Annotated in this window: 8 protein-coding genes; all 8 read left to right on the top strand. The window is 68.4% G+C overall.

Annotated features, from left to right (window positions below):
* Positions 1–80: 80 nt before the first annotated feature.
* Positions 81–827 carry an N-acetylmuramoyl-L-alanine amidase gene (locus AC5P9C_RS17625; RefSeq protein WP_057493694.1) on the top strand — a complete coding sequence of 249 codons (747 nt, stop codon included), beginning with the start codon at positions 81–83 and terminating at the stop codon, positions 825–827.
* A gap of 67 nt (positions 828–894) precedes the next feature.
* Positions 895–2061 carry a murein transglycosylase A gene (gene mltA, locus AC5P9C_RS17620; RefSeq protein ID WP_343540675.1) on the top strand — a complete coding sequence of 389 codons (1167 nt, stop codon included), beginning with the start codon at positions 895–897 and terminating at the stop codon, positions 2059–2061.
* Positions 2062–2168: 107 nt separating this feature from the next.
* On the top strand, positions 2169–2483 hold the full coding sequence (locus AC5P9C_RS17615) for a hypothetical protein (RefSeq protein WP_049466292.1): 315 nt from the start codon (positions 2169–2171) through the stop codon (positions 2481–2483).
* A 103-nt stretch (positions 2484–2586) separates the two neighbouring features.
* A complete protein-coding gene (locus AC5P9C_RS17610; protein WP_343540676.1) occupies positions 2587–4632 on the top strand; it encodes a TonB-dependent receptor in 2046 nt (681 codons plus the stop codon).
* Positions 4633–4803: 171 nt separating this feature from the next.
* The gene (locus tag AC5P9C_RS17605) at positions 4804–5865 is read left to right on the top strand and encodes a two-component system sensor histidine kinase NtrB (RefSeq protein ID WP_053462608.1); all 1062 of its coding nucleotides are present in this window, start codon (positions 4804–4806) and stop codon (positions 5863–5865) included.
* A complete protein-coding gene (gene ntrC, locus AC5P9C_RS17600) occupies positions 5858–7300 on the top strand; it encodes a nitrogen regulation protein NR(I) (protein WP_049466302.1) in 1443 nt (480 codons plus the stop codon). The genes AC5P9C_RS17605 and ntrC overlap by 8 nt, the downstream gene beginning before the upstream one ends.
* Before the next feature lie 93 nt (positions 7301–7393).
* The gene (locus AC5P9C_RS17595; protein WP_164082939.1) at positions 7394–7963 is read left to right on the top strand and encodes a superoxide dismutase family protein; all 570 of its coding nucleotides are present in this window, start codon (positions 7394–7396) and stop codon (positions 7961–7963) included.
* 37 nt (positions 7964–8000) lie between these two features.
* The gene (locus tag AC5P9C_RS17590; RefSeq protein ID WP_049439226.1) at positions 8001–8627 is read left to right on the top strand and encodes a superoxide dismutase family protein; all 627 of its coding nucleotides are present in this window, start codon (positions 8001–8003) and stop codon (positions 8625–8627) included.
* The last annotated feature ends 794 nt before the right edge of the window (positions 8628–9421 follow it).

Here is a 9421-nt window from a genome sequence, read left to right as displayed (position 1 = left end):
GAGCCTCCGCTGCTGGCGCTGATACAGCTGTTTGGCACGCAGGATCGCGCCATGGCCGCGGCCATCGTTACAATCCGCCCATGATCAGCCCCCGCCTCCTGGCTCCCACACTGCTGGCCCTGGCCCTTTCGGCCTGCACCGCCACCGCGCCCGTGCAGCACAACCCGCTCGCCACCTGGGTGCCATCACCCAACCAGAACGCGCGCACGCCGGTCATCATCGTCATCCACCACACCGAGCAGAAATCGGTGCAGCAGAGCCTGCATACGTTGCGCACCGCCAACAGTGGTGGACCGGTCAGTGCGCACTACCTGATCGGCGCCGATGGCCATCGTTACCAGCTGGTCGCTGATGAGCGCCGCGCCTGGCACGCCGGAGCCGGGCGCTGGGGCACCATCACCGATCTCAACTCGGCTTCGATCGGTATCGAGCTCGACAACGATGGCCGCAGCCCGTTCAGTGCAGCGCAGATCGAATCGTTGATCGTGCTGCTGCGCGATCTCACCACGCGCCTGAACATTCCGCCGCGCCAGGTGATCGGCCATGCCGACCTGGCGCCGACGCGCAAGCAGGATCCGAGCCGCTTCTTCCCATGGCAGCAGTTGGCCGAGGCCGGCTTCGGCGTGTGGCCGCGCGCGGCCGACGGCGCGGCACCGGAAGGCTTCGACGCGTGGAATGCGCTGGCCCGCTTCGGTTATCCGCTCGACAACCGCGAAGCCACCGTCGCCGCCTTCCACCGCCGGTTCCGTGGCCGCGACGATCTGCCGAAGACGCTGGATGCCGAGGACGCCCGTATCCTGCATTCGTTGCTGCTGCAGATGCCGTGACCCCGCGCATGAACGCTTGACCCCGCGCTGGGTTGCCGCACAGCGGCCGGCACTCCACCATGGCGGCATGATCGATTCCGCTACCTTCTTCAAGCGCAAGCACTGGACCCTGTTGGCAGCGGCGGTGCTAGCCGGTTGCGCTACCACCGCTCCCCGCACGGGTTCCGAAGCGCCCACGCCTCCCACGCCGCCGGCGGCCACCTACGCCAGGGTCGACTGGAAAGCCCTGCCAGCGGTCTCGGACAGCGATCTGCAGGCCGGCTTCGTGGCTTGGCGCAGCAGCTGCGCCCGCCTGAAAAACGACGCTGTCTGGGCCAAACCCTGCGTCACCGCCGCCGCGGTATCAGACAAGGACCCGGCTGCGATCCGCCAGTTCCTGCAGCGCGACCTCGATGCCTACGCGCTGCGTGCCGGCGGCCACCAGGCCGACGGGCTGATTACCGGCTACTACGAGCCGATCTACCCCGGCAGCCTGACCCGCACCGACAAGGCGACGGTACCGGTGTACGGCACGCCCGATGATCTGATCGTGGTGCAGCTGGACAGCCTCTACCCGGAACTGAAGGGCAAGCGCCTGCGTGGTCGCGTCGAAGGCAAGGTGCTCAAGCCCTATGACGACGCCGGCACCATCGCGGCCAAGGGCGCCAAGGCCCCGGTGCTGGCGTGGCTGACCGACCCGATGGACCTGCAGCTGCTGCAGATCCAGGGGTCCGGCCGCGTGCGCCTGGCCGATGGCAAGCAGGTGCGGCTGGCCTATGCGGAACAGAACGGCCACCCGTACCGCGCCATAGGTCGCTGGCTGGTGGACCAGGGCCAGCTGGAGAAGGAAGACGTCACCATGGACGCGATCCGCGCCTGGGCACGGGCCCATCCCGCGCGCGTACCGGAACTGCTGCGCAGCAATCCCAGCTACGTGTTCTTCGTGCGCAACCCGGACAGCCCGGAAGGGCCACGGGGTTCACTGAACGTGCCGCTCACCGCCGGCTACAGCGTGGCAGTGGATCGCACCGTGGTGCCACTGGGCAGCCTGCTGTGGCTGTCCACCACGCGCCCGGACGGCACCCCGGTGGTGCGCCCGGTGGCTGCGCAGGACACCGGCGGCGCCATCGCCGGCGAAGTGCGCGCCGACCTGTACTGGGGCAGCGGCGATGCCGCCGGCAAGCTGGCTGGCGACATGAAGCAGAAGGGCAACATCTGGATGCTGTGGCCGAAGGGCGTGCCCCTGCCGAACTGAACCGGCAAGGGTCGGATCCCTTCCAAAGGAAAGGGCTCTGACCCCGGATGCCTGATAATGGCGCCATTCCGTACTTTCCGGCCGCGCCTGCGGCCAGGGCTCCTGCAATGACCTACGCAAAGCACAACGCAAAATCCGGCGCGAGATCCGCCGCAAAGAAGTACTACAAGCACTGGGCCGAATCGGGCCTGGGCAAGGGCAACGTGCTGATGGAAGCGCGCGGCGAGAAGATCGTGCGGCAGGTGGAAATCTACGGCACCAAGATGGTCTGGGCCGACGAGCACGCCCACAGCGACGACCGCTTCCTGCTGGCCGACCAGCCAGTGTCGTTCCTGGATTTCGACGAGGACGACGAAATCTCCGCGCGTGAATTCGAAGCCGCCTGGAAGAAGGCACGGGAAGCCACCGGTTACCCGGTGTAATCCCCCCGGCACCCGCCCTTGTGGCGCCTAGCCTTGCTTGACGCTGCAAAAGCGGGCATGTGAAATGTTATATGATTACATTTCACTGCAACCGCCCCTTCCCATGAAGACTCCCACCCTGGTGGCCGCCCTCGCGGCCGCACCGTTCGCCCCTGAAGCCTTCGCGCAGTCGGCCGACGCCGCGCTTACCCTCGGCAAGGTGCAGGTACACCAGCACGGCGAAGGCCAGCTCAGTGCGCACCAGGTGCTGACCTCGGTGGACGTCCTGGGCGCAGACCAGATCGAAAACCGCAACGTCTCGCACAGCTGGGAACTGCTCGGGCAGATGCCCGGCATCCAGCTCACCGAAACCCGGCAGGGCGCCGAATCGGGCAAGGTCAGCTTCCGCGCCTTCAACGGCGAGGGCTACCTCAACGCCATCAAGACGCTGATCGATGGCATCCCCAGCAACGTCAACAGCGGCAACCAGCGCTTCATCGACATGCTGTTCCCGCTGGACATCAGCTACATCGAAGTGGTGCGCGGTACCAACGACCCGCGCTATGGCCTGCACAACATCGGCGGCAACGTGAACTTCGGTACGCGCCAGGGTGGCAGCTACACCGATGCGCGCCTGGCCTACGGCAGCTACAACACCCGTGATGCGCAGCTGGCGGTTGGCCGCGAAGCCAATGGCTTCGCGCAGAACTATTTCGTTGGCACCCAGGCCAGCGATGGCTACCGCGACCACGACACCTCGAAGAAGTACTCACTGGGCGGCAAGTGGTTCTTCGGCTCGCTGGACGACGGCCTGCGCGTGGGCCTGACCGCGCGCGCCTACCACCATGAAGCCGACGAACCCGGCTTCATGACCGCCGAGGAACTGCGCACGCACCGCCGTGGCAGCGAGCTGCGCAACGGCAACGATGGTGATGACCGCGACATGCGCCAGCTTGCTGCGCACCTGGACATGAAACTGTCCGACGCACTCACCTTCGGCACGCGTCTCTACTACAACCGCTACGAAGACGATCGCCGCGTGACCTTCAGCAACCTGCCCACCGGCAACCTGCCGCGCCAGCGCCGCGTGTGGGACGAGCGGCAGCATGGCCTGCTCAGCACACTGACCTGGCAGGCCAGCCCCGCGCTTACTGTCGAGGGCGGCCTGAACTACGAGCAGCAGGACAACAGCTACATCCGCGAGCGCTACGCCTACGCCGAACCCACTGATTTCAGCCAGCCGCCCGCGCGGGTGCAGAACAACGATCGCCACAGCTTCGACAACTGGGGTGCCTACGTGCAGGCCATCTACCAGCCGGTCGAGGCCTGGAAGATCGTGCCGGCCTACCGGGTCGACCGTTTCAGTGGCCGCACGCACCTGATGAACGGCATCACCGCCCGGCTGCAGGATTACGGCAGCATCGGCCAGCCCAAGCTGAGCATCATCCACAGCCTGGGCCAGACCACCCACGTCTACGCGAACTGGGGCCGCACCTTCCAGGTGCTGACCGGATCCACCGCACCGGCCTACCTCACCCCGGGACAGGCACCGATGCAGCCGTCCACCAACACCGGCATGGAGCTGGGCCTGAAATTCCAGCCGTTTGCCGGCAGCCAGGCACGCCTGGCGGTGTGGCAGCAGGACGCGGAAAACGAGGTGTCCAACATGCCGGCCACCGGCACCACGGTCACCCTGGGCAAGACCCGCCGGCGCGGCGTGGATGCGCAGCTGAGCCTGCAGCTGGGCGACGACTGGACGGTATGGGCGTCGCACGCCTACCAGGAAGCGAAGATCACCCGCGACGACCGCGATGCCAGCATTTCCCTGCAGGGCCGGGAAGTGGCCGCCACCCCGCGCCACATCAGCAATCTGGGCGTGGACTACCGCGCCACGGATGCGCTGCGGCTGGGCCTGCAGGCGCGTGCACAGGGCGACTACTACCTTGAGGAGCGCAACGTGGCCGGCAAGTTCGGAGGCTTCGCCGTGCTCGACCTCAGCGCGGCCTACCAGCTCACCCCGCGTTTCAGCGTGGACCTGCAGCTGAAGAACGTTACCGGCCGCGAGTACGCCTACGCCTGGTACGACAGCTTCTTCTGGGACAGCGCCCGCCCCATGTTCTCGCCGGCGCCGGGCCGCAGCGTGTTCGTCGGCCTCAACATGAAGCTGTAGCCGGCCACGCATCTGGTAATGGTCGAGCTTGCTCGACCTGCAGCAGGGGGCAGAGCCCTTTTCTGGCGGACAGGGATCCGACCCCGGAACCCGTAGCGCATGGGGTCAGATCCCTTTCCGCGAGGAAAGGGCTCTGACCCCGAACCCCGCGTTTTGCACTACATTGGTGCAATGTCCGACCCCGCACCGCCGCCGACCCTTGAAGCCCTGGGCACGCCGCTGGCCTGGGCCGGGGCCGATGGCCGCATCATCGGCTGCAACCCGGCCTTCGGGCGCTGGCTGGGCGTCAGCGGTCGCCGGCTGCTGGGCCAGCCACTGGCCGCACTGGAAGTGCAGGGCGAAGCCCTGGCCCACTTCCTGGCACGCGATGAGCGCGACAGCCTGCGCCTGAACCGGCTGGCGCTGGCGGTGCCCGGCGAGGCGCCCCGCTTCGCCGAGGGCTGGATGAGCCGGCGCGACGATGGCGGCTGGTTGCTGGAGGCGCATCCGGTCGATGAATTCCCCGGGCTGGACCCGACCCAGGCCCTGCCCAGCGCGCTCAGCGCGGCGCTGAAGGGCCTGGCCCACGAGCTGCGCAACCCGCTGGCCGGGTTGAAGGGGGCGGCTCAGCTGCTGGCCCGCCGGGCCGCACAGCGCGACGCCAGCGAACGCGAACTGATCGAGCTGATCGGCTCGGAGATCGAACGTCTCAACGGCCTGCTCGACCAGCTGCTGTCGCCGGCCCCGGCCGCACCGCACGCCGAACTGAACATCCATGCCGCGCTCGAGCGCGTGCTGCGCCTGGCCGAGAACGAGGCCGGCTGGGCGGTACGCCTGCAGCGCGACTACGACCCCAGCATTCCCGAATTCCACGGCGACGCCGACCGCCTCACCCAGGCGGTGTGGAACCTGGTGCGCAATGCAATCCAGGCCGGTGCCGGCAGCATCACCCTGCGCACCCGCGTGGAGCATGGCGTGCGCATCGCCGAACAGCTGCACACGCTGGCCTTGCGCCTGGAAATCGCCGACGACGGCCGTGGCGTGCCCGAGGAACTGGCCGAACACCTGTTCCTGCCGCTGGTCAGTGGCCGCGCCGAAGGCACTGGACTCGGCCTGGCATTGGCCCAGCAGGTGGCGCGCGAGCATCGCGGCACGCTGACCTACCGCTCGCGCCCGGGCCACACCGTGTTTACCCTGCTGCTGCCGATCGGCAACGGCGCCGCCCCGGCCGAGGAGGCCCCGCGCGATGTCTGAATCTTCCTCCGCCGCACAGCGCATCTGGGTGGTCGACGATGATCGTGCCGTGCGCTTCGTGCTGTGCACCGCGCTGCGCGAGGCGGGCTACCAGGTCGTCGATTTCGACAGCGCCGCCCCCGCCCTGCAGGCATTGCGCGAGGGGCCGCCACCGGCGCTGCTGTTCACCGACGTGCGCATGCCCGGCGATGACGGCCTGGTGCTGCTGGACAAGCTCAAGGCCGCCTTGCCGCAGCTGCCGGTGGTGGTGATGTCGGCCTACACCGATGTGGCCAGCACCGCCGGTGCGTTCCGCGGCGGCGCGCATGAGTTCCTGTCCAAGCCGTTCGATCTGGACGATGCGGTGGCACTGGCGCAGCGGGTGCTGCCGGCCGTGGCACCCACCCTGGCCGCACCCAGCCCGGCAGTCGAAACCGCCAGCGACCAGCCGCCGCAACTGGTGGGCGATACACCGGCGATGCGCGCGCTGTTCCGTGCCATTGGTCGCCTGGCGCAGGCGCCGCTGGCGGTGCTGATCACCGGCGAGACCGGCACCGGCAAGGAACTGGTGGCCCATGCGCTGCATCGCGAATCGCCGCGTGCGCACGGGCCGTTCGTTGCGCTCAACACCGCCGCGATTCCTGCCGAACTGCTGGAAAGCGAGTTGTTCGGCCATGAAGCCGGCGCGTTCACCGGCGCGCAGCGCCGCCATACCGGGCGCTTCGAGCAGGCCGACGGCGGCACGCTGTTCCTGGACGAAATCGGCGACATGCCGCTGCCGCTGCAGACCCGCCTGCTGCGCGTGCTGGCGCAGGGCGAGTTCTTCCGCGTCGGTGGCCGCGAACTGATCCGCGTCGATGTGCGCGTGGTCGCCGCCACCCACCAGGACCTGGAAGGCCTGGTCGCGCAGGGGAAGTTCCGCGCCGATCTGCTGCACCGCCTGGACGTGGTGCGCCTGCAGCTGCCACCGCTGCGCGAGCGCCGCGAGGACATCGCACAGCTGGCCAGCACGTTCCTGGCCGCCGCCGCACGCAAGCTGGACACGCCGCCGAAGCGCCTGACGGCGGCCGCATTGCAGGCACTGCGCGAGCACGACTGGCCGGGCAACGTGCGCGAGCTGGAAAACGTGTGCTGGCGGATGGCCGCGCTGGCCGCTGCTGACACCATCGGCGTGGCCGACGTCGATACCGCGCTGAACCGCGCACGGAGCCGTCGCGGCAGCAGTGCCGATCCGGGGCAGTGGGAAGCGCTGCTGGCCGAATGGGCGCGCCGGCAGCTGGCTGAAGGCGTGGAAGGACTGCACGCACAGGTGCGCGAGCGGGTCGACCATGCTCTGCTGGACGCCGCGCTGCAGATCACCCATGGCCGCCGTGCCGAAGCCGCGGCACGACTGGGTCTTGGCCGCAATACCCTGACCCGCAAGCTGGGCGCGGGACGTCGTCGCGGCGGCCATTGAACGGCCCCTGCACGCGATCCTCGCACCCGCTTGCCGAACTGTTGATCGTTCATGGACGATGCAACGCTTAGTGTCATCTGCAAGGAGTCTTTGATGCGCCTGTCCTTTGCCATCCTGCCGTTGTCAACCGCCGTGCTGCTGTCTGCCTGTGGCAGTGCGCCGAAGAAGACCGAACCCACGCCGCCGCCGCCCACCGTGGTCAGCGCTGCACGGCAGGGCGAGGCCAATCTCGCGCCGGCCTCGGCCAGCATCGTCAGTGGCCGCATCGCACTGATGGTGGAGCCTGGCGGCATCCACATCACCGGCCTGGTCGGTGGCCTGCAGCCGATGCAGCAGGCCGGCTTCCACATCCACGAGCGTGGCGACTGCAGCGCGGTGGATGCCAGCAGCGCCGGCAACCACTTCAACCCCGCCGGGGCTGCGCACGGTCGCGCCGGCACCGGCAAGCACCACCTGGGCGACATGGACAACCTGCGTGCCGACGCCCAGGGCCGCGCCAACGTCGATATCCACCTCAAGGGCGTTACCCTTGGCGGAGGCGCCGCCACCGATATCGCCGGACGTGCACTGGTCGTGCATGCCAACGCCGACGACTATCGCAGCCAGCCCGCCGGCAATGCCGGCGTCCGCATCGCCTGTGGCGTGATCCGGGTCGTCCGCTGATCACTTCACCGCAGGCATCATCGAGGGAGAGATTCCAATGCGTCTGATCCACACTTCGCTGTTTGCGGCCATCGCCGCACTGGGCCTGGCGGCCTGCAACCCGCAACCGGCCGCGCCGCAGGCGGAAACCCCGCCGGCCACGCCGGCCGACGGCGCCACCACCGAACCCGCTGCAACCCCGCAGCCGGCTGCCGCACCGGCGGCCGATGCTTCGGCCACCGCCGAGCTGGCACCGACCCAGGGCAACGAAGCCAAGGGCAGCGTCACCTTCAAGGTGGTTGATGGCAAGGTCCACGTGACCGGCCAGATCACCGGCCTGAAGCCGGGCAGCGAGCACGGCTTCCACATCCACGAGAAGGGCGACTGCAGCGCGCCGGACGGCATGAGCGCCGGCGGTCACTTCAATCCCGGCAAGCAGGATCACGGCAACGTCGCCACCGATCCGCATCACGGCGGCGACATGCCCAACATCAAGGCCGACGACAAGGGCGTGGCCACCATCGACGGCCCGGTGTCGAGCAACGTCAACATCGGCAAGGGCGATGACTTCGACATCATCGGCCGTGGCCTGATCGTCCACGCGGATGCAGACGACTACAAGACCCAGCCGACCGGCAACGCCGGCGCGCGCCTTGCGTGCGCGGTGATCCAGAAGGCCCCGTAAGAATCAAGGAACGCCGGCGCAAGCCGGCGTTCTTCCTTATCGGTAGTGCCGGCCGGTGGCCGGCCATCGCAGATCCGGACGTTGCCGGCCAGCGGCCGGCACTACCCGTCCTTCAGCGCGCCAGCAGCTCGCGTGCGTCCTGCCTGGCCTCGCAGTGCACGAACAGCACTGCGGCCATTTCTGCTGGAAACGGAAAACGCCGGCACAAGCCGGCGTTCTTCTTCATCGGTAGTGCCGGCCGCTGGCCGGCAATCGCAGATCCGGACGTTGCCGGCCAGCGGCCGGCACTACCCGTCTTCAGCGCGCCAGCAGCTCGCGTGCGTCCTGGCCTCGCAGTGCACGAACAACACTGCGGCCATTTCTGCTGGAAACGGGAAACGCCGGCGCAAGCCGGCGTTCGTTCTTCTTTATCGGTAGTGCCGGCCGCTGGCCGGCCATCGCAGATCCGGACGTTGCCGGCCAGCGGCCGGCACTACCCGTCTTCAGCGCGCCAGCAACTCGCGTGCGTCGTGCCCGGCCTCGCAGTGCACGAACAGCACTGCGGCCATTTCTGCTGGAAACGGAAAACGCCGGCGCAAGCCGGCGTTCTTCCCTATCGGTAGTGCCGGCCGCTGGCCGGCCATCGCAGGTCCGGACGTTGCCGGCCAGCGGCCGGCACTACCCGTCTTCAGCGCGCCAGCAGCTCGCGCGCGTCCTGCCCGGCCTCGCAGTGCACGAACAGCACTGCGGCCATTTCTGCTGGAAACGGAAAACGCCGGCGCAAGCCGGCGTTCTTCCCTATCGGTAGTGCCGGC

Source organism: Stenotrophomonas sp. YJH_SMC_10 (assembly GCF_059371555.1).
This window is presented reverse-complemented; position numbering and strand designations above follow the sequence as displayed.

Coding starts and splice junctions, on each gene's coding strand:
- AC5P9C_RS17595 (WP_164082939.1), top strand. CDS start 7,394: ATGCGCCTGTCCTTTGCCATCCTGCCGTTGTCAACCGCCGTGCTGCTG.
- ntrC (WP_049466302.1), top strand. CDS start 5,858: ATGTCTGAATCTTCCTCCGCCGCACAGCGCATCTGGGTGGTCGACGAT.
- AC5P9C_RS17615 (WP_049466292.1), top strand. CDS start 2,169: ATGACCTACGCAAAGCACAACGCAAAATCCGGCGCGAGATCCGCCGCA.
- AC5P9C_RS17610 (WP_343540676.1), top strand. CDS start 2,587: ATGAAGACTCCCACCCTGGTGGCCGCCCTCGCGGCCGCACCGTTCGCC.
- AC5P9C_RS17605 (WP_053462608.1), top strand. CDS start 4,804: ATGTCCGACCCCGCACCGCCGCCGACCCTTGAAGCCCTGGGCACGCCG.
- mltA (WP_343540675.1), top strand. CDS start 895: ATGATCGATTCCGCTACCTTCTTCAAGCGCAAGCACTGGACCCTGTTG.
- AC5P9C_RS17625 (WP_057493694.1), top strand. CDS start 81: ATGATCAGCCCCCGCCTCCTGGCTCCCACACTGCTGGCCCTGGCCCTT.
- AC5P9C_RS17590 (WP_049439226.1), top strand. CDS start 8,001: ATGCGTCTGATCCACACTTCGCTGTTTGCGGCCATCGCCGCACTGGGC.